At 47.1% G+C, this 22,098-nt stretch carries 22 protein-coding genes and 3 tRNA genes; 22 read left to right on the forward strand and 3 right to left on the reverse strand.

The features are described from left to right. Positions 1 to 73 precede the first annotated feature (73 nt). The 4 genes from M5E81_RS11475 to M5E81_RS02750 all read left to right on the forward strand — a co-directional run bounded on the left by M5E81_RS11475 (position 74) and on the right by M5E81_RS02750 (position 2,016). Positions 74 to 955, forward strand: coding sequence for a hypothetical protein (locus tag M5E81_RS11475; protein WP_210683966.1), 882 nt, complete (start codon positions 74 to 76; stop codon positions 953 to 955). 23 nt (positions 956 to 978) lie between these two features. Further along, positions 979 to 1,449 (forward strand): peptidylprolyl isomerase, encoded by a 471-nt coding sequence (locus tag M5E81_RS02740; protein ID WP_009145307.1) that lies wholly within the window; start codon positions 979 to 981, stop codon positions 1,447 to 1,449. Further along, a complete protein-coding gene (locus tag M5E81_RS02745) occupies positions 1,450 to 1,713 on the forward strand; it encodes a GIY-YIG nuclease family protein (RefSeq protein ID WP_009145306.1) in 264 nt (87 codons plus the stop codon). 102 nt (positions 1,714 to 1,815) lie between these two features. After that, positions 1,816 to 2,016: a cold shock domain-containing protein gene (locus tag M5E81_RS02750; RefSeq protein ID WP_009145305.1), complete on the forward strand. Its 201-nt coding sequence runs from the start codon at positions 1,816 to 1,818 to the stop codon at positions 2,014 to 2,016. 81 nt (positions 2,017 to 2,097) lie between these two features. Here M5E81_RS02750 and M5E81_RS02755 read toward each other — a convergent pair whose 3' ends face one another. Both M5E81_RS02755 and M5E81_RS02760 read right to left on the reverse strand, forming a co-directional pair. Further along, positions 2,098 to 3,297, reverse strand: a complete 1,200-nt coding sequence (locus M5E81_RS02755; protein ID WP_249747818.1) for a quaternary amine ABC transporter ATP-binding protein — start codon at positions 3,295 to 3,297, stop codon at positions 2,098 to 2,100. Continuing rightward, complete coding sequence (locus tag M5E81_RS02760; protein WP_249747819.1) at positions 3,298 to 5,175, reverse strand: glycine betaine ABC transporter substrate-binding protein; 1,878 nt, start codon at positions 5,173 to 5,175, stop codon at positions 3,298 to 3,300. A gap of 445 nt (positions 5,176 to 5,620) precedes the next feature. Between M5E81_RS02760 and M5E81_RS02765 the strand changes: the two genes are divergently transcribed. The 8 genes from M5E81_RS02765 (at position 5,621) to M5E81_RS02800 (ending at position 13,699) form a co-directional block, all read left to right on the forward strand. Further along, positions 5,621 to 6,925 carry an ABC transporter substrate-binding protein gene (locus M5E81_RS02765; protein ID WP_407725361.1) on the forward strand — a complete coding sequence of 435 codons (1,305 nt, stop codon included), beginning with the start codon at positions 5,621 to 5,623 and terminating at the stop codon, positions 6,923 to 6,925. A 67-nt stretch (positions 6,926 to 6,992) separates the two neighbouring features. After that, positions 6,993 to 7,871 (forward strand): carbohydrate ABC transporter permease, encoded by an 879-nt coding sequence (locus M5E81_RS02770; protein WP_249747821.1) that lies wholly within the window; start codon positions 6,993 to 6,995, stop codon positions 7,869 to 7,871. Next, on the forward strand, positions 7,861 to 8,688 hold the full coding sequence (locus M5E81_RS02775; RefSeq protein ID WP_249747822.1) for a carbohydrate ABC transporter permease: 828 nt from the start codon (positions 7,861 to 7,863) through the stop codon (positions 8,686 to 8,688). Before M5E81_RS02770 ends, M5E81_RS02775 begins: the two co-directional genes overlap by 11 nt. Positions 8,689 to 8,692: 4 nt before the next feature. After that, the gene (locus M5E81_RS02780; RefSeq protein ID WP_249747823.1) at positions 8,693 to 9,784 is read left to right on the forward strand and encodes an ABC transporter ATP-binding protein; all 1,092 of its coding nucleotides are present in this window, start codon (positions 8,693 to 8,695) and stop codon (positions 9,782 to 9,784) included. 21 nt (positions 9,785 to 9,805) lie between these two features. After that, positions 9,806 to 10,561, forward strand: a complete 756-nt coding sequence (locus tag M5E81_RS02785; RefSeq protein ID WP_009145562.1) for a sugar phosphate isomerase/epimerase family protein — start codon at positions 9,806 to 9,808, stop codon at positions 10,559 to 10,561. Between the two features lie 374 nt (positions 10,562 to 10,935). Then, a complete protein-coding gene (locus M5E81_RS02790) occupies positions 10,936 to 11,550 on the forward strand; it encodes a hypothetical protein (protein ID WP_249747824.1) in 615 nt (204 codons plus the stop codon). 103 nt (positions 11,551 to 11,653) lie between these two features. After that, a complete protein-coding gene (locus M5E81_RS02795; RefSeq protein ID WP_249747825.1) occupies positions 11,654 to 13,033 on the forward strand; it encodes a lipase family protein in 1,380 nt (459 codons plus the stop codon). A 27-nt stretch (positions 13,034 to 13,060) separates the two neighbouring features. Beyond that, a complete protein-coding gene (locus M5E81_RS02800) occupies positions 13,061 to 13,699 on the forward strand; it encodes a uracil-DNA glycosylase (protein WP_249747826.1) in 639 nt (212 codons plus the stop codon). Between the two features lie 75 nt (positions 13,700 to 13,774). Here M5E81_RS02800 and M5E81_RS02805 read toward each other — a convergent pair whose 3' ends face one another. Beyond that, complete coding sequence (locus M5E81_RS02805; protein WP_249747827.1) at positions 13,775 to 15,331, reverse strand: ABC-F family ATP-binding cassette domain-containing protein; 1,557 nt, start codon at positions 15,329 to 15,331, stop codon at positions 13,775 to 13,777. 84 nt (positions 15,332 to 15,415) lie between these two features. Between M5E81_RS02805 and M5E81_RS11395 the strand changes: the two genes are divergently transcribed. The 10 genes from M5E81_RS11395 to sufU all read left to right on the forward strand — a co-directional run bounded on the left by M5E81_RS11395 (position 15,416) and on the right by sufU (position 21,995). Then, the gene (locus M5E81_RS11395) at positions 15,416 to 15,493 is read left to right on the forward strand and encodes a putative holin-like toxin (RefSeq protein ID WP_222859551.1); all 78 of its coding nucleotides are present in this window, start codon (positions 15,416 to 15,418) and stop codon (positions 15,491 to 15,493) included. Between the two features lie 157 nt (positions 15,494 to 15,650). After that, the gene (locus tag M5E81_RS02810; protein ID WP_009145557.1) at positions 15,651 to 16,115 is read left to right on the forward strand and encodes a NanQ anomerase/TabA/YiaL family protein; all 465 of its coding nucleotides are present in this window, start codon (positions 15,651 to 15,653) and stop codon (positions 16,113 to 16,115) included. Positions 16,116 to 16,284: 169 nt separating this feature from the next. Beyond that, positions 16,285 to 16,360: transfer RNA gene (locus tag M5E81_RS02815), tRNA-Asn, on the forward strand. Between the two features lie 3 nt (positions 16,361 to 16,363). Next, positions 16,364 to 16,438: transfer RNA gene (locus tag M5E81_RS02820), tRNA-Glu, on the forward strand. Between the two features lie 5 nt (positions 16,439 to 16,443). Then, positions 16,444 to 16,519, forward strand: a tRNA-Val gene (locus tag M5E81_RS02825). A gap of 541 nt (positions 16,520 to 17,060) precedes the next feature. Then, entirely contained in the window at positions 17,061 to 17,813 is a 753-nt protein-coding gene (gene sufC / locus M5E81_RS02830) for a Fe-S cluster assembly ATPase SufC (RefSeq protein WP_249747828.1), read from the forward strand. Between the two features lie 14 nt (positions 17,814 to 17,827). Continuing rightward, on the forward strand, positions 17,828 to 19,234 hold the full coding sequence (gene sufB / locus M5E81_RS02835; RefSeq protein ID WP_009145554.1) for a Fe-S cluster assembly protein SufB: 1,407 nt from the start codon (positions 17,828 to 17,830) through the stop codon (positions 19,232 to 19,234). Between the two features lie 11 nt (positions 19,235 to 19,245). Further along, entirely contained in the window at positions 19,246 to 20,349 is a 1,104-nt protein-coding gene (locus tag M5E81_RS02840; protein WP_249747829.1) for a SufB/SufD family protein, read from the forward strand. Next, on the forward strand, positions 20,339 to 21,574 hold the full coding sequence (locus tag M5E81_RS02845) for an aminotransferase class V-fold PLP-dependent enzyme (RefSeq protein WP_009145552.1): 1,236 nt from the start codon (positions 20,339 to 20,341) through the stop codon (positions 21,572 to 21,574). Before M5E81_RS02840 ends, M5E81_RS02845 begins: the two co-directional genes overlap by 11 nt. Continuing rightward, on the forward strand, positions 21,564 to 21,995 hold the full coding sequence (gene sufU / locus M5E81_RS02850) for a Fe-S cluster assembly sulfur transfer protein SufU (protein WP_249747830.1): 432 nt from the start codon (positions 21,564 to 21,566) through the stop codon (positions 21,993 to 21,995). Before M5E81_RS02845 ends, sufU begins: the two co-directional genes overlap by 11 nt. Positions 21,996 to 22,098: the final 103 nt, after the last annotated feature.

A 22,098-nucleotide genomic window follows, 5' to 3' on the forward strand; every position in this document is an offset into this window, starting at 1 on the left:
TTTACATAATGACTAGACACTGCACTTGTGGTATAATAAAATAGTTAAAATCTTACAGATAAGGTGTGATGATATGTCGAAAAAAAGTAATAAATATGCAGGTGATCAGCCTGCCGCTTACGATCCTACGGGCATAAGCGAGTATCTTGGTCTGGGACGCCCAATTGACTTTGACAAAAAGCCGGTGCGTATTGCTATGATGTGCGCTGTTGCTATTTCCGTTGTGGTAACGCTGTGGAAATGCTCTACCGGTATGGATTCAGGCGCTGCTGTTGTAAGTGCTTTGGGCTATGCTTTATCCTTCCTCTTTAGCTATATGCTGGCTTTGGAGCTTGACCCTGACCGTCAGCTGGGCGGTTTTATCGGCGGCGGTCTGACGTTGGTAGCAACCTATTTTATGGGCGAGGGCAATATCCTGGTAATGCTGTGGCTGCTCTTTATCCTGCGTATGCTGAACCGCAGCTCCGGTGACAGACATCGTCTGATTGATAACGTTATTATGATTGGCAGTGCTGCCTGGCTCGGACTGCAAGGCTTGTGGGTATTTCCGCTGCTGACCGGTGCTGCCTATATTCTGGAAAGCCAAATTCAGGCAGGCTATTTCCGTAGCCTTTACCTGGCAGGTATTTCTCTGGCTTGCTTGCTTTTTGCGAAGTATGATACTGTTGCCAATGAGCTGTCCATGAGCAATATTATTATCATGGCACTGGCCTTCATTCTTTTTCTGCCGGAAATCCGCGTGGCAGACTACGTGAAGTCCAAGGGTGATAAAAACGGCAAGCGTCTGTTGCCGAAGCGTTTGCAGACCATGCAGGGTTATTTCTGCATGATGCTGTTCAGTCTGACATTTTTGCATGGCAATGCTATCGTACCGTCTTTAATGCCGGCTGTAGGTGCTGCGGCAGGCTGCGGTATCTATCTGTTTGTTGCGCTGCTGAAGCATGAAGTATTTTAAAGCTATTCTGGAGGTAAATATCAATGAGTGAAAACAGAAAAATTAAATTTACGACTAATAAAGGTGTTTTCGTTGCCGAAATGTTTGAGGACAAGGCTCCGCTGACTACTAAAAACTTTATTGAGCTGGTTGAAAAAGGCTTCTACGACGGTATTATTTTCCACCGTGTAATCGACGGCTTTATGATTCAGGGCGGCGACCCGACCGGTACTGGTATGGGCGGCCCCGGCTACAAGATTAAAGACGAATTCGGTGAAGGACTGAAGCATGATGACGAGGGCATTCTGTCCATGGCTAATGCAGGCCCGAACACCGGCGGCAGCCAGTTCTTCATCACTCTGGCACCGACTCCCTGGCTGAACGGCCACCATGCAATTTTCGGCAAAGTTGTTGAAGGCATGGATGTTGTTCGCCTGATCGGCGTAGTACCGACTGATTTCCGTGACCGTCCGCGCGAAGCTGTGACCATGGAAAAGGTAGAGGTTGTAAAATAAATGGCGGCGTTTGTATATATGCTGCGCTGCAAGGACGGCAGCTTATATACAGGCTGGACTAATGATCTGGAGCACCGTCTGGCAATGCATAACAGCGGACGCGGCGCCAAATATACGCGTGGACGCGGTCCTTTGGAGCTGGTCTACAGCGAAGAGCTGCCGGATAAGGAAGCTGCTTTGCGGCGCGAGTGTGCCATAAAAAAGCTGCGCCGGGAGCAGAAGCTCGCTTTGCTGCAGACATGGCAAGCTCGCATTGCAGAATAAAATTATAAAGATTCAGACAAATATTTGCTTTTCCTGTACATATAGGCTATAATAAGCTAAGTGAGTTTTAGAGGCTCAAATAGTAATTAGGGAGGCCTACAGATGACAGGCAAAGTTAAATGGTTTAATGCAGAAAAGGGCTATGGTTTTATCCAAAGAGAAGGCGGCAAGGATTTGTTCGTTCACTTCTCCGGTATTAAAAGCGAAGGCTTTAAAACCTTGGAAGAAGGCTGGAACGTAGAATTTGACGTTATCCAGGGCGACCGTGGCGAACAGGCAACTAACGTTGTACATGTTGAATAATAAATGCAAATAAAAAGCTGATGCTAAGGCAGGGAACTGCCGGAGCATCAGCTTTTTTGCTGTTTGCGGGAGGATGAGAGTTCAGTTGGTGACAAAGGAGGATATCACGGAAGCTTTGGTGACAATACCGCAAAACAGTTTATTATCGTCAATTACAGGCAGAGGGAAGGGCGTGCTTGCCGAAAGCGGCATAATATCTGCCACGGGTGTATCAAGATTATCTATCACAGGCACATTGCGCAGAATGCTTTTATCAAAGGTTGTATAGCCGGAAAGCACCTGCATAGCGCTATCCAAGGTAATGATACCGATAAAGCGCAGATGTTCGTCAACTACGTAAGCACTGGACACGCCGCTGTTTTTCATATTGCGCAGAGCAACGGCAGCACCGTCGATATTGCGCACGATACATGTCTGCGTACTCATTACGTTACGTACAGTGAAGATCTTACTGGAATCGGCATTATTGATAAAGCTGCGCACATAGTCATCTGCGGGATTGGTAATCATTTCCTCCGGCGTACCGATTTGCACCATGCGGCCGTCGCGCAAAATGCCGACGTGTGTTCCCAGACGGAAGGCTTCGTTGATATCATGCGTGATAAAAACAATGGTCTTACCTGTTTTTTCCTGAATACGCAACAGCTCGAACTGTAAATCGTTGCGTACCAAGGGGTCGAGCGCGGAAAATGCTTCGTCCATCAGCAGGATATCGGGATCGTTGGCAAGTGCGCGGGCGATGCCGACGCGTTGCTTCATACCGCCGGAAAGCGCACTGATGCGAGTTTTTTCCCAGCCTTGCAGGCCAACCATTTCCAGCATCTGCATAGCCTTTTCGGTACGTTCCTTCAGCGGTACGCCGCGTATTTCCAAACCATAATAGGTGTTTTCCAAAACATTACGGTTGCTGATAAGTCCGAAGTTCTGGAACACCATGGCAACCTTAGTGCGGCGCAGCTCCTGCAGCTGTTTGCTGCTGAAATCGGTAATGTTATCGCCCTCAAGGTAAACTGTGCCAGAGGTTGGTGGGTTAAGCATATTCAGGCAACGGATAAGCGTGGATTTGCCGCTGCCGGAAAGACCGATGAGGACAAATACTTCGCCTTTGTTGACCGTAAAATTTATATCAATCAGACCTGCGGTGATGCCGGTGACTTCCTGCACCTCGGTGCGGGATGCGCCTTGCTCCAGCATGGCCATAGCTTTTTTCTCGTTTTGCGAATGCTCCAGAGGAATAAACAGCTTGTACAGGTTTTTTACTTGTAATACGGGTACAGTCATTTATTTTCCCTCCTTTTTCTTGTCAGCCAGACTTTGCGTCAGGCGGTCAATGATAATCGCGATAATAACGATAGAAATACCGGCGATGAGTCCACGACCGGATTCGGTACGGTTGATGGCAATCAGCACCTCCATGCCGAGGCCGTTGGCACCAATCATCGCGCAGGTTACAACCATCGCTACAGCCATCATCATAGTTTGGTTGATGCCTGTCATAATCGTAGGCATGGCCTGCGGAATCTGCACCTTGAACAGTGTTTGCCAACGCGAAGCGCCGAAGGCAGCGGAGGCTTCGACAACGTTGGGGTCAACCTGCTGAATACCGTGGCTGGTTAAGCGGATTACAGGCACAATGGCATAAACTACCGTAGCAAGAACAGCAGGCACCTTGCCGGGACCGAGCAGCATAACCGCGGGAATCATATAGACAAAGGTGGGCATAGTCTGCATAGCGTCAAGCAGAGGACGCAGCAGGCTGTTTGCCAGCCTGCTGGTGGACACAAGAATGCCGATGGGCAGGCCTAAAAGCAGCGAGATGATAACCGAGGAAATAACTACTGCCAGTGTTTCGTTCATCATGCTCCAGTAGCCTAAGGCACCGATGGCGAACAGTCCTATCCCATAGATAATACCGCGCGACAGCTTGCCGGTAAGCACCTTGCCCAAGGCAGCAATAGCGATGATAGTCAGCCACCAGGGAATAAAGTTCAGCAATCGTTCGATAGAAAGAATACACCAGGTAAGAATATCCCTCACCTTATTGAAGAAGCTGGCGTAGGTGGTGTTGATGTAGTTGACGAAATTGTCGATGGGCTTAGTCCAGTCCACCTGAACTTCTTCGGGAAAGCTAAGAAGCCAGTTGGCTGCAGCAGCATTATCTCCTTTGAGTGCTTTGTTGATGCTTTGCAGCTTATCCTCAGGCAGCCACTGTGCAAGCAGCTCGGGGTGGCGCTGCATGAACCAGATGGCAGCCTCGTCATAGGTGCATTTGGTATCTGCAATGTGCGCCAACGCTTCCGCGGTGAGTGCGCTGGTTGTGTGATATTTTTGCAGGAAGGCAATAAACTCCGGTGCTTTGCTTTGCAGCTGTTTGTTGGCAACGATGCAGACGGGAACGGAGCGTGCTTCCGTCAGGCCGCGCTGAAAGCCGACTTCGTTGTAGGGCTCGTCCTGCAGCAGAACGAGGTCCAGCTTGCCGGTGAGCCATGTCGGCTCGTAGTTGTAGCCTACAATCGGTTCGCCCTTAGTGTAGGCGGCGAGGAAGGCGCTGTTCAGCGCCGGCTCACTGCCGGAACGGAAGTAGACGTAATTTTTATTTAAGCCGTAGGCTTCATATTTTAAATAAAGTATCTTATCAATGCTCCAGCCGGGGATAGCGCCGTAAAGACGGCCCTTGGAGGGATCTTCAGGATCCTTGAAAAGATGTGCATAGCGTGCCAGGTCTTTGACGGTTTTCAAATCCGGAGCGAGTGCCTTGATGCCGCGCTTGGCGTCACCCTCAATAAGATAGCGGGGAACATAAAGGCCCTGCTTATCATCATCAAAGTTGATGCCCAGATTGAGCAGCTTGCCGGTTTTCATGTCAGCTTCAAAGGTAGGCACGTTATCGGTCCACAGCTCCATATGCACATCTACGTCGCCACGGAGCAGCGCCGTCTGGATGATAGGTGTAGAGCCACTGATAATCTTAGGCGTGATATTATAGGCGTGAGTGCCGATGAAACCAGCAACGGCGTTGTGAAATTTGACACTGTCCCAGCCGGCGTCGGCGAAAACAACCTCTTGCTTTGCTTGCTCATTAGCGGCGTTGACATTGCCTGCTATAAATCCAAGTGAGGTCAGTATGAGTAAAAAAACGGCTGATAATTTTCGTAACATGGCTTCACCTCCGTCAAAGCAATAAAAAGAAAAATACTCCTCTTAATTTATTTTACAAAGCGAAAATTCTTCTTGTCAACTGCAAATGCAACAATGTATAAAAGAATAACTTTAAAAACTAAAGTTATCGCAAATGCAGAGTTTTGTATAAAGAAAAGTGTATGCGAATATTGGTGGGGATGATAAAAACTTCTGTCGAAACGCGGGACGTTTATAAAGCTTTATGATAGTCAAAGTTTTTATGCTTATTAAGCAGTACTGTGATTTCAATAAGTTGAATTGCTTGGCGCTAGAGTAAGCACAAGGGTATTTTTCTCATTTCTGTAACCTTTTTAACACAGATTTAACCGCAAGCTTACTTTGGATTTTACATTCATCCGTTACAATAAAAGCACGTTGTAGAAATGACAACAATAATTTTTGTGGAATATCAGTAAACGGAGGAATGAAAATGAAACTGAAAAAAGTTTTGGCAGCAGCAATGATTTCCCTGCTGGCAACTACTGCACTTGTTGGTTGCGGTAGCGATAAGAAAAGTGCCGACACCGGCAAAAAGGTGCAGATTGAATACTGGCACGTTGCTGCTGAGAGCTTTGGCGGCGCAACCGTAAAGGAATTGGTTGCCGACTTCAACAAAACTCACCCGAACATTGAAGTAGTAGAAAAATATAACCCGGATATGTACAAAGGCCTGACACAAAACCTGCAGGCTGCTATGGCTTCCGGTAAGAATCCGGACGTAGTACAAATGGGTTATTCCTTCCTGAACTACGCTGCTGAAAACTTTAAATACACCGATTTGAACGAAGCGTTTAAAGCTGCCGGCGATGAAAACTTTATGAAAGACAATTATCTGCCGAACGTACTGCAGCTGGCACAAACAGAAGACGGCAAGCAAATCGGTCTGCCGTATTCCGTAAGTGTTCCTGTACTCTTCTACAATCCGGAAATTTTTGAAAAAGCCGGCTTAGATCCGAAAAATCCGCCTAAAACCTGGGAAGAGGTTAGCAAGGCAGCTAAACAAATTAAAGATAAAACCGGCAATATGGGCTTCTTCATGCAGGAATATGCCGATAACTGGACTCAACAGGCTCTGATCGAATCCAACGGCGGCCAAATGCTGACTAAGGTTGACGGTAAGGTTAAAGCCGGTTTTGATACTCCGGAATCTGCTGCAGCTTATCAGGTTGTAGCTGATATGGTTAAAAACGGCAGCGGCCTGCATGCTACCAACGAAGAAGGCTTCCAAGCTTATCTGAGCGGCAAGCTGGGCATGGTTTGCACCACCATCGGTAAACGTGCTAACTTCGAAAAGGGCGCTAAGTTCAAAGTAATGGCTTCTCCGTTCCCTGCTTTCGGCAACAAACCGACCAAGATTCCTGCAGGCGGCAACTTCCTGATGGTATTCTCCAAAGATGCTGAAAAGCAAAAGGCTGCTATCGAGTTCATCAAATATCTGGAATCTCCGGAAGCACTTGCTAAATGGAGCACCGGTACCGGTTACCTGCCTCCACGCAAAGGCGTAGCTGATGATCCGAAGGGCTTCAAAAAGCTTGCTGATGAAAACCCCAACATTAAAATGGCTCTGCAGGAAATGACTAAGGTTACCAAATGGGCTAGCTTCCCGGGTGCTAACGGTCTGCAGGCTGAACAACTGCTGATTGATGCTCGTGATATCATCCTGAGCGGCAAAATGAGTGCACAGGATGCTTTACATCAAACCGCAGAAAAAATTAACAAGCTGCTGTAATTAGTCTGATAAATAAGCTGTCGCAGTTGCGGCAGCTTATTTTGCTAATAGCGCAAAGGAGGTTGCTATGAGTAAGAACAACAAGGAAGCAATACTTTATTTGCTGCCTGCTGCCGTACTTTTTCTGGTATTTTATTATTGGCCGCTGCTGCAGAATATTTATCTGAGTGTTTTTTCCTGGAATATGATCAGCCCTTATCAAAAATTTGTGGGCCTGGACAATTTTATCACTATCTTCAGCTCTGCCGAGCTGATTAAAATTTTAATCAACACCGTTTTGTTTGTAGCCATTATGCTGGTGCTGAATTTCGTTCTGCCTTATTTTTATTCGTTTATCCTGGGACATTTAGTGCATCGGTGGACGGCATTCTACCGTAGCGCGCTGTTTCTGCCGTCAACGTTATCACTGGCGGTAGCAAGTATTTTGTTCCTGTGGATTTACAATCCGCTTGCCGGACCGATTAACATTGTTCTCAGCCAGTTTGATATCGCTTCACCGCGTTGGTTTAAAGAAAACTATCTGGTTATTTTCGCTATCTGCACGATTATCGGCTGGAAGGTTTTCGGCTATAATCTTATCGTAATGCTGGCTGCTATGGTTGCGGTTCCCAAAGAAATGATTGAAGCTGCCAAGCTGGAGAATGCTTCCAACTGGGTTATCTTCAAAAAAATTATTTTGCCGATGACTTCTTCTACTGCAATTTATGTCTTTACGATAACGGTGGTTTTTGGTCTGCAGTACGTGCTTGTGCCTGTAAATATGCTGACGCAGGGCGGTCCGGATCAGGGCAGCAGTAACCTTGTATATATTATTTACCAATATGCCTTCACCTTCTTCAAGGCAGGCACCAGTGCAGCCTATGCGGTTATCACCATGGTCTGCTACCTTGCCTTCCTCTTTGTGAAGAATAAATATCTGGAAAAGAAGGTGTACTATGAAAACTAAGCTGCAGAATGAATGGTATTGGCATGCATTTTTGCTCATTGCGGTTTTCCTGATGCTGTGGCCGATAGTGTTTATGCTTTCGACCTCGCTGAAGGATTTGAATCAGGTTTTTGAATCTACCTTGAATCCTTTGCCGTTCCCGCCGACCTTTGACAACTACACTACGGTTTTACACAACTTCCCGCTGCTGACCTATATATGGAATACGTTTTATATTGCTATCGTGGTTACGGCCAGCAAGGCTGCGACAAGCGTACTGGCAGCCTTTGCCTTTGTGTATTACAACTTCAAATACAAGGAAACTGTTTTCAACGGTATGCTGCTGACGTTCTTCATCCCCATCACTGTTTTAATTATGCCGAACTATCTGATGATGTCTAAGCTTGGCCTTTTAGATACTCCCTACGGCGTTATGCTTCCCGGTCTTGTAGACGGTATGGGTATCTTCCTGATGCGTCAGACTATGCGTGGTATTCCCAAGCCTTTGCTGGAAGCAGCAATTCTGGACGGCGCCAAACCGCATCAGGTACTGTTCAAGGTTATTACGCCTTTGATTAAGCCTTCGGTACTCGCTATTTCGATTTTATTTTTCATTAACAGTTGGAACGAATATTTCTGGCCACTGCTGATTTTGCAGGACAAAGCAAATCTGACACTGCCGCTGGCGCTGCAGATGTTTATCAGTGCCGAGGGTGGCAGTGAATGGGGCATCGCCATGGCTGTAGCAACGCTGACAAGCTTGCCTCCGTTAGTACTTTACGGCTTCTGCCAGAAATTTATTATCAACACATTTATGCAATCGGGCGTGAAAGGATAAGAAGATGGATAACTTACAAAACGATTACAGCATTATATTTTCGCATGTACAAAAGGCTTATGGCAGCAATGTCGTAATTAACGATTTAAACTTGAATATCAGAAAGGGAGAGCGTCTGATTCTGCTTGGACCCTCCGGCTGCGGCAAGACAACTACCCTGCGTATGATTGCCGGCTTTGAGGAAATCACCAAGGGAGAGCTGTACATGGACGGCCGCGTGGTTAATGATATCGCTCCCGGTGAGCGCAATATTGCTATGGTCTTCCAAAGCTATGCCCTGTTCCCGCATCTGAGCGTTTGGGACAACATCACCTTTGGCCTGCAGCTGCAAAAGCTGCCGCAGGCTGAAATGGAAAAGCGTGCGCGTATGGCGATGGAAATTCTGCATCTTGAAGGCTATGAAAATAAAAAGACGCATGAATTGAGCGGTGGCCAGAAGCAGCGTGTTGCCCTGTGCCGTGCTTTAGTAAAGCAGTCGCCATACTTCCTGCTGGATGAGCCTTTATCCAATCTGGACGCCAAGTTGCGCCAGAAGGCACGTACCGAGCTGGTAAAAATCCATGAAATGTTCAAGCCGACGATGGTTTATGTAACCCATGACCAGATTGAAGCAATGACTGTAGCGCATCGTATTGCTGTTATGAATCAGGGCAGGATTCAGCAGATTGATACTCCGGCAAATATTTACCATCATCCTGCCAATACCTTTGTGGCAACCTTTATCGGTTCTCCGGCAATGAATATTCTGCAGGCAGAGATTTTAGACGGTAAAATTATTGTCGGTGACTGTGCTTTGAAGCTGACGCAGGAGCGCTTGCAGGAGCTTGGCGGCCGCAGCAAGGTCCTTTTCGGTTTGCGCCCGGAGGCTTGCACACCGAGCTTTGAAAGTGCTATGATTAATGGTAAGGCAGACTTTGTTGAAAATACAGGCAACCTGAAAACTGCTACACTTAAATTGGCAACCGGTGAAAGCTTTTATCTGCAGGACAGCGACCAAGGCCTGCAAATGGAGGATATCCGCGGCTTTAATTTTGATTGGCAAAATGTTTGCTTATTTGATGCCGAAAGCGGTGAAAACTTAGCGAAGGTACGCTAAGCCTTGAAGGGAGGAAGTTATATGCAATTTGAAGTCAGTGATTTACTCTTTCCGGGATTTACGAAGGATGCAATGAAGAGGCTTGATAAGCAGTATGGTATTGAATTCTTCTATGAGTTTGGCAAGGATTATTATTGGAAACAGCAGGTTGAGGAATGGGGCGAGCGTGCACTTTCGATTCATGCTCCCTGTGTTGCGCTGAATCTTGCTGATTCTAAGCAGAAAAATTATGCCCGTGTTATAGAAAAGACCTTTGCCTATGCGCAAAAATGCAAGGCAGATTTTGTTGTAGTGCATACAAATGAAGCTATTGAGGGTGACAAGGAGCTTTTGAGGGCACGTGTTATCCGCCGTCTGCGTCAGGTTATGAATCTGGGAAAACGTTATGACGTAAAGGTGCTTATTGAAAACGTCGGCCTGCGTACTAAAAATAATGTGCTCTTTGATTTGCCGGAATATGTTGCTCTGTTTGATATTTTCCCGCAGGCAGGAGCATTGCTTGATACAGGACATGCGCATGTCAACGGCTGGGATATTCCTGCGGTAGTAAAGGCATTGGGTGAGCGTTTAGCAGCCTGCCATGTTCACGATAACGATGGCAACGGTGACGCACATCTGCCGGTAGGACAGGGTGATATTGATTGGAAGGCTTATTTCGGCGCTGTTAAAAAATATGCACCGCAGGCCACGCAGGTATTTGAATACTGCTGCGGCTTTAATAATACCAAGGATTTGGAAGCGCATATTGCAGAGCTGAAAGAGGATTATAAATTATAACAGGTTATGACTAACAAATAAAAGCACTTAACGGAACCGAATATTGTTTACCCGGATTTTACCTTAAGGTTAATCTGCATTTAATATTCAGAGGCTATACTATGTATAACAAAGATGAATTAAGTCTGCGATATGCGTAGGAGGTAAGCGTTATGCAGGATTTATACCCGATATTGATTTTATTTGCCGGTTGGATGGCTGTAGATTTGCTGGTGTTTTAAACACTGTAAGAAATTTTGTCATTTGCTGAGAGAGCAGGGAAAAGCCTTGCTCTCTTTTCGTTTTTTATCAGGAAGGTATTATCAATTACTCTTTTCAGCTGGCTGTTTTCTTGCTACAATATAATTAATGAATATAGCGAGGAGGAAAGGTCCATGAAAAAACTGTTTCTTTGTATTCTCTGTCTGTTAATGTGTTCCGTTTGCGCTGCTGCCCCTGCAAAAAAGGTAGTGCTGTGGTATCAGGTTCCGGAGGCTGTTCTGGAAGCGCAGAATCTTGAAAATGATGTTGAGAAAGGTAAGACGGAATTTGAAGCCTTCCTCATGGAAAATTACGGCAAGCGTTTTCCTGTACAGATGATTAAGCAGGCTGCTCCGGATAAGGAACTGACTGCTGCAGATGTATCCCTGGTTACCCGTCCTAACTGGGTGCCGATTGTTGTGAAGCTTGATCTGGCCGGTGTTGGCAGCGGTGAAAAGCTGGTTGGCAAATACAGCACTGTGAAGGTTGCGCTGAAGGAAAGCACCGTTGTAGACGGTAAGCTTTTCAGCTATGATTATGGTATCAAAGAATATGACAGCAGCATGCTGCGTGTAGCAGGTTATGTTATTGCCAGTGAAGATGACCCGCGCATCAACACCAAAAATGCTGTTAATGACTGCATCAAAGAGGCTTGTACTTTGAACAGCAAGGTTAACCGCTATGCTGATCCTGCAGCCTATGATAAGGAAAATGCCCGTTACAACGGCGAGTTTGAAAAAATTCAATAAAACGTCTGAGTTTGTCTCAAATATAGAAAATCCCGAATCTCTTCAAGAGGTTCGGGATTTTGTGTTATAATAATAGCAATGGTATGTTACAAGGAGGTGCAGCATGCTTAAGCTTATGCGTTTACTTACAATTGTATGTCTGTTTTTCGGCTTGGGTACGATGACGTATGCAGCGTCACCTAATCCGGTAAGCTCTGCTTATATGCAGAGTTATTTTACAACAATCGCGGCAGCATCCTGTCTGGGTGTTTATCTGCCGCATACTTCCCAGGAGTTTGATTATCTGCGCAGCTATGGCTGGCAGATTGAAAGCCAGCAGGAAAGTGATGGCAAGGTAGAGCTGAATTATGCTGTAGCCAAAAATTATTTCCCTAAGGCTAATAAGCAAATATATCTGGTGACCTTTCGTGGCAGCGCCAGCAAGAGTGATTGGAAAATTAATCTGGCAACGAAAAAGGTTAATTACGGCGGTTCGACCTTAGCGGAGATGCACGAGCTGGCAGCGCAGCCTGTGCCTAAGGATGGCGCGGCGGTACATGCAGGCTTTAACAGCTATGTGGATGCGGTGCTGCGCAGCGGCGTAGTTGATGAGAACAGCAAGCTGAGAGGACTTTTCAAGCGCGTAAGCGAGGAACCTGATGCATACCTTGTGCTTACAGGTCACAGTCTGGGCGGAGCGGCAGCGACGCTGCTGGGCGAGCGCTTAGCGAGCCTGGGAATGCCTAAGGAAAAGTTTGTTGTTATCACCTTTGGCGCTCCGGCGATTGGCAACAGTGCCTTTGCGGAGCAGTACGGTAATAAGATTAAGCTGCTGCGTATCAGCAACACGGCGGACCCTGTTCCCGGCAGCCTGCAGACGTTTTTCGGTGGCTATAAGCAGTTCGGCGAGCCGGTGAAGTACAGCCTTTCCAATAAAATCAGCAATCTTCAGCATGCTATGGCTATGTATTTTGATTACAGCATCAGCGAATACTATAAAGAGCGTGACAAAGAGATAAGCATGGGACGCCTGGAACCTGTTGCGGATAGAAAAATAACGCAGAAGCCGGTGGTAGCTGTTTGGGTAAATACCTCCGACAGTCTGAAAAAGCTTGCCTATGTAACGGATATCAAGCGTTTTGTGCTTGACGAATATCGCAAAATGCTGCCAAGCTATATTATTATGGAACGCAATCTGCCCAAGGATGCCTACACAACGCAGGATTTGCTGAAGCTCAGCAGGGATGCCGGTGCAGAATATATGCTCGTCTGCGGAATAGAAGGTAATCAGTCTCCGAAGGAGGGCTATTGGTATCTGACGCTGGAGCAAGGGTTGTTTGATAAAAATGGTCGCATGCTGACGCTTGGCGCTTTCGGACGCAAGGTATCGCCGGCTGTCGGCAATATCCAGGCTGCGGGCGAAAATTTGTGGCAGGCACGTGAAGCCTTGTGCGAGCATTTGCCGTTTATTGTAACGCAGCATGAAGCTAACTTGGGATATTAGCATAGAAAAATTGTGGAGGATAAGGATATGGATTTAAGTGAATTAGAAGGGGAGTTGGCAAATTGTCAAGCCTGCCCCTTACGTCAGGATGCTATTGCGCCCGTGAGCTGGTACGGTAATCCCGAAAGCCCGATTGTATTTGTAGGAGAGGGCCCGGGCCAGGTCGAGGATGATTACGGCTGTCCGTTAATCGGTCCGTCAGGACAATTGCTGGACAAGGCTCTGTGGGCAGCTAAGATGACGCGTGACAGAGTACTCACCACGAACGTTATTAAATGCAGACCGAAAAATAATCGTACTCCGGATATTGCCGAAGCTGATTTTTGCGCCAAGCAGTGGCTGCAGCGTGAGCTGGAGATTATTCAGCCGAAGGTAATCGTGGCCTTGGGCAGCGTGGCGCTGCATTGTCTGGGACGACCGGATATGCGCATTACGCGCGACCGCGGCATGTGGTTCCGCACGGAGCAGGGCTTTGATTGCATTGCTACCTACCATCCGGCGTATTTGCTGCGTCAGTACGGCAAGCAGCTGGTGGCTTCCAAATGGGATGTGTTCCATGATCTGGAGGCAGCACGCGAGCGTGCTGCACTTTTGGCGCCGGGGTACGAATTTATGTCGGAGGAAAAGCCGGATTTGTTCAAGATTTTTAAGAAACGCATACGCTGAAAGTAAGCTGTTGCAGTAAAAAGCGTTCTGCCGTAAAATTACGGCAGAACGCTTTTGCATCTTATGCTTACAATATTAAATAATCTTAGTGGTCCAGTCTTCGATGTTCCAAACCTTATCTACCCAGTCCTCGTAGAATTCCGGTTCGTGGGAAACAAGCAGAACGCTGCCCTTGAATTCCTTCAGTGCACGCTTCAGCTCGTCTTTTGCGTCAACATCAAGATGGTTGGTAGGTTCGTCCAGTACCAGCCAGTTGACATCCTTCAGCATCAGCTTGCACAGGCGTACCTTGGCAGCCTCACCGCCGCTGAGTACGAAAACCTTACTGGTTATGTGCTCATTAGTCAGACCGCAGCCTGCGAGTGCAGCACGTACCTCGTAGTTGGTCAGGCCAGGATATTCGTTCCAAACATCATCGAGAGCAGTATTCTCGTTCTTTTTGCGTTCCTCCTGCTCAAAATAGCCGGGCTCCAGGAATTCACCCAGCTCGACTTTGCCGCTGACAGGCGGAATGATACCTAAAATGGTTTTCAGCAGGGTGGTTTTACCTAAGCCGTTGACACCGCGGATAGCGATTTTTTGTCCGCGTTCCAGATTAAAGGTAACAGGTCTGGTGAGAGGGCTGTCGTAGCCAAGCACTAAATCCTTTGCTTCTACGATGAAGCGGCTGGGAGTACGTGCTTCGGTGAATTTGAAGGTTGGCTTCAGCTTTTCACGCGGCTTTTCAATCATTTCCATCTTATCGAGCTTGCGTTGGCGGCTTTTTGCCATATTGGTGGTAGCAACACGAGCCTTATTGCGGGCGATGAAGTCCTCCAGCTTAGTAACCTCCTGTTGCTGACGCTCGTAGGCTGCAGCCTTCTGTGATTGATAGATGGCGTACATTTCCTGGAATTTGTCGTAGTCACCGCTGTAACGGGTAAGCTCGCAATTTTCCAGATGATAGATAACATTGACAACCTTATTGAGGAAGGGAATGTCATGGGAAATCAGAATAAAGGCGTGCTCATAGTTCTGCAGAAATTTGGTAAGCCATTCGATATGTTCAACGTCCAGATAGTTGGTAGGCTCGTCCAGCAGCAGAATTTGGGAGTTTTGCAGCAGCAGCTTAGTAAGCAGAACCTTGCTGCGCTGACCGCCGGAAAGCTCGCTTACGTCTTTATCCAAACCGATGCTGCCAAGACCGAGGCCGTTGGCAAATTCTTCGATTTTGCTGTCTAAGGAATAGAAACCGCTGTGCTCCAGCTCAGATTGGATTTCACCGACGGTATTCATCATTTTATCAAGCTCTTCGGGAGAAGCATCGCCCATTTTATCATACAGCTCCAGCATTTGCTGTTCCATAGCGTACATGCTGTCGAAGGCAGTGCGCAGAACCTCGCGGATAGTCATGCCCTTTTCCAGAGTGCTTTGCTGGTCCAGATAACCGACGGTGACCTTACCGGGCCATTCAACCTTGCCTTCGTCAGGCAGTACGTGACCGGTTACGATATTCAAAAAGGTGGATTTGCCTTCGCCGTTAGCGCCGACAAGACCGACGTGCTCACCGCGCAGAAGCTTAAAGGAAACGTTTTCTAAAATTTGGCGGCCGCCAAAGGAGTGGGAAACATTGGTGACATTTAAGTAGCTCATAAAAACCTCGCTTTATTAGTTTAGTTTTGGTATAATGATAATGGTCTGACGAACGTCGGCTGCCCCTCAAGGGAGGTGGGAGCTATGCGGGTGTACGAAGCCTTAAGTCTTATGATTGCTTTCGGCATTCTTGTTGCGACCATTATCTTGGCTTGTAAGTAACATTACAGAAAAGAAAAAGACCGACATATGACCGCCAGCCTTTTCTTCAATAAAACAATTTTTATGGGAAGAGCTGACGGAACCACTCGTCAGACCAACCTACATATATTATAACAATCAACAATGCTTTCGTCAACGATAGAGGAGGAAAATAATTATGCTGCAAGGAAATAAAAAAGATATTGAAAAGCTGCTGCCGTATGTAAGCGAGCGTTTGCAAAAAGCACTGGCTTACGTTGCTGCTACTGATTTCAGCAAGGTAGAAAACGGAGAATATGAAATTGACGGACGCAATGTTTTTGCCCGCGTCAATACATATGATACCGAGCCCAAGGCTGAACGTCGTCCGGAAAAGCACAACGATTATATTGATGTACAGTTTGTTGCTCGCGGTGAGGAAGCAATTTGGTATACACCGCTGACTGATGCTTGCGTGGAAACTGAAAATAAAGCAGAAAAAGAAGACGTAATTTTTTACGCCGACCCGCAGGAGAAAAACTGCGCAGTATTAAATTCCGGTGATTTTGCAATTTTTTTCCCGTGGGAATTGCACAGACCTAATTGTTCTGTAGAAAAAATCGCAAGTAACGTACAAAAAATCGTAGTTAAGGTAAAAGCCTGAAACACGTATGGTTGAGCGTTTTTTTCTGCTTAAGCAAAGAGGCTCGACGACTTTGGGAAACTTTTTCTGAAAAAATCATAAAAAAGTTCAAAAAAAGTGTTGACAAATGCGTGTGGACTTAGTATAATAACACTCGTGATGTTGAGCGACACAAAACATCACAAAATATTCCCCGATAGTTCAGCCGGTAGAACACCTGACTGTTAATCAGGGCGTCGTAGGTTCGAGTCCTACTCGGGGAGCCACCTGGCCGGTTGGTCAAGCGGTTAAGACACCGCCCTTTCACGGCGGTATCGGGGGTTCGATTCCCCCACCGGTCACCATTTTCGGGCGCTTAGCTCAGCTGGGAGAGCGTCTGCCTTACAAGCAGAATGTCAGCGGTTCGATCCCGTTAGCGCCCACCACGTAAATTCAGCACTTCATGCAAATGGAGTGCTTTTTTTTCGTTATGTGCCTAACTTGCTGTCTCCCAATCAACAGACATTAGTTGCGTATATTTTTATTATAATCAATAACAGGATGCGAAGCTTAGGCATATGCTTGCGCATCCTGTTTTACTTTGGGAAGTTTGCAAAGCTTGTCTGAGGGCTTGAGCTTAGCAATCGATTTAAACGAATTTTGGCTGCTGCGTTTTGATTGGTATTTTTCTGCGCTGTTTCTGGAAAAATTTTTCATAGACAGTGAATTTTGCTGTTTTGACCATAAATTTTCTCGCCTCACTATAAATTTTCCTGAAAATATTATATAATAAGAAGAATGCTGTTAAAAGGCATTTTTATCGCACTGTATTGCAAAATATTTGCAAATTGTAGGTGTATATTTGCGTCAAGCGCTTGCATAGTGCGAAAAATAATTTTATAATAGGGTATGGAATTCATACTAGAAATGTGGGAATTAAAATTTTGAGAAGCAGTTCTTCCGGATTGCTTCGATTGGAGGATAAATATGGCAGAGAATTTATTAGAGGTAAGAAATCTCGTAGTCAATGTAGAGGACAAAGAGATTCTGCACAATATTAATCTTGATATTAAGCCGGGTGAAACTCATGTGCTTATGGGACCTAACGGTGCAGGCAAATCCACCTTGGGTTATGCGCTGATGGGTAATCCTAAATATACTGTAAAAGGCGGCAGCATTAATTTTGCCGGCGAAGACATTACCAAACTTGCCGTAGATAAACGCGCTAAGGCAGGTCTGTTCCTTTCCTTCCAGAATCCGCTGGAGGTTCCCGGCATCAGCCTGAGCAGCTTTTTGAAAACTGCTTTGGAGCAGCAGCGCGGTGTACGCATCAAGGCTTGGGATTTCCGTAAGGAGCTGCGTCAGGCTATGGCTTTGCTGCAGATGGACAGCCAATATGCCGAGCGTGATCTTAACACCGGCTTCAGTGGCGGCGAAAAGAAGAAGGCAGAAATTCTGCAGCTTTTGATGCTGAATCCTAAGCTGGCAATTCTGGACGAAACGGACAGCGGTCTGGACGTTGACGCAGTGAAGATTGTTTCTCAGGGCATTAAAACCTTCCAGGAGCATCGTCAGGGAGCATTGCTGATTATTACTCATAATACTAAAATTCTGGATGCACTGCATGTTGACCACACTCATATTCTGGCTCAGGGACAGATTATCAAAAATGCAGGTCCGGAGCTGGTTGATGAAGTCAGCAAAAATGGCTTTGAAAAGTTTTTGCAGAATAAGGAATAACTGGTGGGGAAAATATGGAAGAAAAAACCTATGTTGATGATATAGACAGAAGTCTTTACGACTTCCGTAACGAGGATAAGGACGCTTACCGCATTCAGGAAGGCCTGACACGTGAGATTGTTGAAAAAATTTCCCGTGAAAAGCATGATCCGGAATGGATGTTGGAATTCCGTCTTAAATCCCTGGATATTTATAATAAGCTGCAGGTGCCGAACTGGGGCCCTTCGATTGACGGTCTGAATATGGATAACATCGTTACCTATGTACGTCCTAACACGAACATGCAAGGTAAATGGGAGGATGTTCCCGAAGATATTAAGGACACCTTTGATCGTTTGGGTATTCCTCAGGCAGAGCAGAGCAGTCTGGCCGGTGTAGGCGCACAATATGATTCCGAGGTTGTCTATCATAATGTGCGTAAAGAGGTAGAAGAGCAGGGCGTTATTTATACTGATATGGAAAGCGCCTTGAACGGACCGTATGCGGAGATGGTGCATGAGCATTTTATGAAGCTGGTGCCTCCTACCGACCATAAATTTGCCGCATTGCATGGCGCTGTGTGGTCCGGAGGTTCCTTTGTTTATGTACCGAAGGGAGTAAGCGTGGCGATTCCGCTGCAATCCTATTTCCGCTTAAACGCAAAGGGCGCAGGCCAGTTCGAACATACGCTGATTATTGTTGATGAGGGCGCAGACCTGCACTTTATCGAAGGCTGCAGCGCGCCGAAATATAATGTTGCTAACCTGCATGCAGGCTGTGTTGAGCTGTTTATTGGTAAAAATGCTAAGCTGCGTTATTCTACGATTGAAAACTGGTCGAAGAATATGTATAACCTTAATACCAAGCGTGCCTTGGTTGAAGAGGGCGGTACTATTGAATGGGTTTCCGGCTCCTTCGGTTCCCACGTTTCCTATCTTTATCCGATGAGTATTTTGAACGGCACCGGCGCGCACAGTGAATTTACGGGCGTAACCTTTGCCGGTCACAGCCAGAATCTGGATACAGGCTGCAAGGTTGTACACAATGCACCGAAAACTACCAGCATTGTCAACACACGCTCTATTTCCAAGAGTGGCGGCATCAGCACTTTCCGCAGCAGCGTAGTTGTTACCAATAAGGCTAAGCAGGCCAAATCTTCTGTTTCCTGCCAAAGCCTGATGCTGGATAATATTTCTCGTTCCGATACCATTCCCGCTATTGATGTGCGTACTGCCGACGCGGATATCGGACATGAGGCGAAAATCGGCCGTATCAGCGACGATGCGGTATTCTACCTGATGAGCCGCGGTATCAGCGAGGAAGAAGCAAGAGCGATGATTGTCAGCGGCTTTGCGGATAATGTTTCCAAGGAATTGCCGCTGGAGTACGCTGTTGAGATGAACAACCTTATCCGCCTGGAAATGCAGGGCAGTATAGGTTAAGGAGGAGCAGCATGATAGAAGAATTAGTAATAAATCAGTTGCCTGCTCCAACCTGGAACAGGTTAAAAATGAATGAAACAAAGCTGGCCGGCTTGGAGCTGCCGCAGGAGAGTTGTGAACCGCGTGTAGCTTTGGAGGGCAACGTTTGCCTGAATAAAAGCAAGGGCAGCAATTGCTGCGGCTGCAGCGAAAAGGCTCAGTGTGCAGTACATGGCACTGATTTTGCCAAAATAGCAGGCGGCGTCGGTGAAGCAATGAGCAATCTGGGCGAGGGCAAAAAGCTGCGTCTTGTTGCTGACGCAGGCAAGAGTGTAGCTGCTGTTACTTTGCGTTATGCCGATAATACAAGCTGCTATAATCAGATTGAAATCGAAGCTAAGCCCGGCAGTGAGGTTACTGTGCTGATGACCTATATCTCTACAGCACAAGCTAAAGGACAGGCAAGCATCCAGGCTAAGATAGACGTAGCTGCCGGTGCTAAGGTTAAGCTGGTGCAGGTACAGCTTTTGGGCAAGGATTTCCTGCATATCAACGACGTTGGCAGTGAGCTTGGCGACAATGCTGCCTTTGAGCTGCTGCAAATCCAGTTGGGTGCAGATAAAATTTACAACGGCGTACGCACCGAGCTTCTCGGTGACGGCAGCGATTTCAACGCTGCTATCGGTTATTACGGCCGCCATGGACAGACTGTTGACATGAACTTTATTGCCAACCACTACGGCAAAAAGACTACCTGCGAAATGACTGCGGACGGTGTGCTGCAGGGTGGTGCTAAGAAAATTTATCGTGGCACGATTGATTTCAAAAACGGCAGCGCCGGCGCTGTTGGTGACGAGAAGGAAACAGTATTGCTGTTGAGCGATGACGTGGTTAACCAGACGATTCCTCTGATTCTGTGCAGTGAGGAGGACGTGCAGGGCAACCATGGCGCCAGCATCGGCAAGCTTGATGACGAATTATTATTCTACCTGTGCAGCCGCGGTTTCAGCGAGCAGGAGGCAGTTGATATGATGGCTAAGGCGAAAATTGATGCCCTGTGCCGCAAGATTGATGACGAGGATACTGTGCAATTAGTACAGCGTTATCTGGAAGGAGTGATGGCAGATGGTGAATGATAAGGATTTACTGTCCTTTGATTATAAAAAGGATTTCCCTTTGCTGGCAGCTAACGATGTTGCTTATTTGGACAACTCTGCTACCACACAAAAGCCTGCCTGCGTTATTGAGGCAGAGCGTGATTTTTATCTCAAACACAATGCTAATCCGTTGCGTGGTTTGTATGACCTGGCAATGCAGGCAACCGACATTTATGAAGATGCGCGTGTTGCTGTGCAGAAGTTTATCAATGCCAAAAGCGAGCAGGAAATTATTTTCACCCGCAATACTACGGAAAGCCTGAACCTGGTAGCTTACAGCTACGGTCTGGCTAACCTTAAGCCCGGTGATGAAATCGTTACCACGATTATGGAGCATCACAGCAACATGCTGCCCTGGCGCATGGTTGCACAGCAGACAGGTGCAGTAGTAAAGTACATTGAATGTGCTGTTGACGGCAGTATCAGCGATGAGGCTATCGATGCTGCTGTAACCGAAAAAACTAAAATCGTAGCAATGGCAGAGGTTTCCAACGTTTTGGGACGCTTGAACCCGATTGCCAAAGCTATCAGTGCTGCGCATAAGGTTGGCGCTGTTGCTGTTATTGACGCAGCGCAGAGCGCACCGCATATGGCGATTGATGTGCAGAAAATGGACGCTGATTTTCTTGCTTTCAGCGGCCACAAGATGCTCGGACCTATGGGCATCGGCGTACTGTACGGCAAGAAGGCATTGCTGGAGGCTATGCCTCCGTTCCTGAGCGGTGGCGAGATGATCAGCTTTGTAAGCCGCGACGGCCAGGAATATGCACCGTTGCCGCACAAGTTTGAAGCAGGCACGGTAAATGCTGCCGGTGCTGCCGGACTGCATGCTGCTATCGAATATATCAACAGCATCGGCTTTGAGGTAATCGAAGCGCGCGAAGCAGCGCTGACGAAATTAGCATTTGATGCGATGCAGAATATTCCCGGTGTACATATTATCGGCGGTAAGACCGCAGAAGAGCACAAGGGTATTCTTACCTTTACGGTAGAGGGCGTGCATCCGCATGATATCGCTGCAATCCTTGATGCTGACGGCGTAAATATACGTGCCGGCAATCATTGCGCTCAGCCGTTGCTGGACCACCTTTGCACCGGTGCGACTGCCCGTGCAAGTCTGGCCTTCTACAATTCGGCAGCAGATGTAGAGCGCTTCATTAACAGCTTATCTACAATAAGGGAGAGAATGGGCTATGGCAGATAATAGAGCCTTTTATAACGAAATTTTAATCGACCACAATATGCATCCCGGTCATAAGCATGATTTGCCTGATGCAGACGTAGAGATGCGCGGCTATAATCCCAGCTGCGGTGATGATATCACCATGAAGCTGAAACTTGCCGACGGCGTGGTTGTTGATGGTGCCTTCCAGGGCAGCGGCTGTGCAATCAGCCAGGCAAGTGCTGACATGATGCTGGATCTTGTTATCGGCAAGAGTGAGGAAGAGGCTTTGCGCCTTGCTGATATTTTCCTGCGCATGATTAAAGGGACCGCCAGCGAGGAAGAAATTGACGAGCTGGAGGAAGCAGGTGTGCTGCAGGATGTATCCCACATGCCGGCGCGCGTTAAATGCGCCGTACTTGGCTGGCATACACTGGAGCAGATGCTGGATAAAAAGGCCTAAGTTAATTTGATGGGCAGCTTTCGCACAGGCGGAGGCTGCCTTTTAATATATGCAGATATAAAATAAAATTACCGGCGTTCTTGCCAAAAGCCTGCTTTTGCTG

The organism is Phascolarctobacterium succinatutens (assembly GCF_023497905.1).
GTDB lineage: Bacteria > Bacillota > Negativicutes > Acidaminococcales > Acidaminococcaceae > Phascolarctobacterium_A > Phascolarctobacterium_A succinatutens.

Coding starts and splice junctions, on each gene's coding strand:
- M5E81_RS02770 (WP_249747821.1), top strand. CDS start 6,993: ATGAGTAAGAACAACAAGGAAGCAATACTTTATTTGCTGCCTGCTGCC.
- M5E81_RS02785 (WP_009145562.1), top strand. CDS start 9,806: ATGCAATTTGAAGTCAGTGATTTACTCTTTCCGGGATTTACGAAGGAT.
- M5E81_RS02760 (WP_249747819.1), bottom strand. CDS start 5,175: ATGTTACGAAAATTATCAGCCGTTTTTTTACTCATACTGACCTCACTT.
- M5E81_RS02745 (WP_009145306.1), top strand. CDS start 1,450: ATGGCGGCGTTTGTATATATGCTGCGCTGCAAGGACGGCAGCTTATAT.
- M5E81_RS02810 (WP_009145557.1), top strand. CDS start 15,651: ATGCTGCAAGGAAATAAAAAAGATATTGAAAAGCTGCTGCCGTATGTA.
- M5E81_RS11395 (WP_222859551.1), top strand. CDS start 15,416: ATGCGGGTGTACGAAGCCTTAAGTCTTATGATTGCTTTCGGCATTCTT.
- sufB (WP_009145554.1), top strand. CDS start 17,828: ATGGAAGAAAAAACCTATGTTGATGATATAGACAGAAGTCTTTACGAC.
- M5E81_RS02790 (WP_249747824.1), top strand. CDS start 10,936: ATGAAAAAACTGTTTCTTTGTATTCTCTGTCTGTTAATGTGTTCCGTT.
- M5E81_RS02765 (WP_407725361.1), top strand. CDS start 5,621: ATGAAAATGAAACTGAAAAAAGTTTTGGCAGCAGCAATGATTTCCCTG.
- M5E81_RS11475 (WP_210683966.1), top strand. CDS start 74: ATGTCGAAAAAAAGTAATAAATATGCAGGTGATCAGCCTGCCGCTTAC.
- M5E81_RS02755 (WP_249747818.1), bottom strand. CDS start 3,297: ATGACTGTACCCGTATTACAAGTAAAAAACCTGTACAAGCTGTTTATT.
- M5E81_RS02775 (WP_249747822.1), top strand. CDS start 7,861: ATGAAAACTAAGCTGCAGAATGAATGGTATTGGCATGCATTTTTGCTC.
- sufC (WP_249747828.1), top strand. CDS start 17,061: ATGGCAGAGAATTTATTAGAGGTAAGAAATCTCGTAGTCAATGTAGAG.
- M5E81_RS02800 (WP_249747826.1), top strand. CDS start 13,061: ATGGATTTAAGTGAATTAGAAGGGGAGTTGGCAAATTGTCAAGCCTGC.
- M5E81_RS02805 (WP_249747827.1), bottom strand. CDS start 15,331: ATGAGCTACTTAAATGTCACCAATGTTTCCCACTCCTTTGGCGGCCGC.
- sufU (WP_249747830.1), top strand. CDS start 21,564: ATGGCAGATAATAGAGCCTTTTATAACGAAATTTTAATCGACCACAAT.
- M5E81_RS02795 (WP_249747825.1), top strand. CDS start 11,654: ATGCTTAAGCTTATGCGTTTACTTACAATTGTATGTCTGTTTTTCGGC.
- M5E81_RS02840 (WP_249747829.1), top strand. CDS start 19,246: ATGATAGAAGAATTAGTAATAAATCAGTTGCCTGCTCCAACCTGGAAC.
- M5E81_RS02740 (WP_009145307.1), top strand. CDS start 979: ATGAGTGAAAACAGAAAAATTAAATTTACGACTAATAAAGGTGTTTTC.
- M5E81_RS02845 (WP_009145552.1), top strand. CDS start 20,339: ATGGTGAATGATAAGGATTTACTGTCCTTTGATTATAAAAAGGATTTC.
- M5E81_RS02750 (WP_009145305.1), top strand. CDS start 1,816: ATGACAGGCAAAGTTAAATGGTTTAATGCAGAAAAGGGCTATGGTTTT.
- M5E81_RS02780 (WP_249747823.1), top strand. CDS start 8,693: ATGGATAACTTACAAAACGATTACAGCATTATATTTTCGCATGTACAA.